This is a genomic window from Thermococcus sp. M36, from assembly GCF_012027355.1.
Taxonomy (GTDB): Archaea; Methanobacteriota_B; Thermococci; order Thermococcales; family Thermococcaceae; genus Thermococcus.
This window is the reverse complement of sequence record NZ_SNUH01000368.1, coordinates 1-387: the sequence shown is the minus strand read 5'-3', so window position 1 is coordinate 387 and position 387 is coordinate 1. Positions and strand designations below refer to the sequence as shown.

Genomic DNA, 387 nt, shown 5'->3' with positions numbered 1-387 from the left:
TACAGAAATGAATAATGCTTTTTCATGCATTTTTATTAATAAATTTTCTAAGTCGCTCACTAAAAAATATTTCCTGAATTTAGGCCGCTGAGCTACCTCTATAAATTCACTAATAAGTTCTTTGCTAAAAAGGAGAATACAGTCATTATTATTTAACAGAGAATCAATTTTTGAATAGTTACCAGTTAATAGAAAACTTATCCAAAGGTTAGTATCAATAATAATTCTATGCTTTTGTTTTGTTAGCATATCTTTTTGCTCTTACACTTTCTACTTCTTTTGTTATTTCTTCTAAGGTGAGTGGTGCTTTTGAAGCTTTTTTACGAAGTTGTTTAACTGTACTCAAGAAAGAATTATCTGTACTTTTTGAAAGAGCAATAAGATTCA

The 387-nt window shown here is 27.9% G+C and carries 1 protein-coding gene; it reads right to left on the bottom strand.

Going from position 1 to position 387, the window contains the following annotated elements; translation table 11 throughout:
* Window positions 1-249, bottom strand: a 249-nt coding sequence (locus tag E3E36_RS14205; RefSeq protein WP_167895671.1) for a putative toxin-antitoxin system toxin component, PIN family, incomplete at its 3' end; no start/stop codon positions are given.
* Window positions 250-387: the final 138 nt, after the last annotated feature.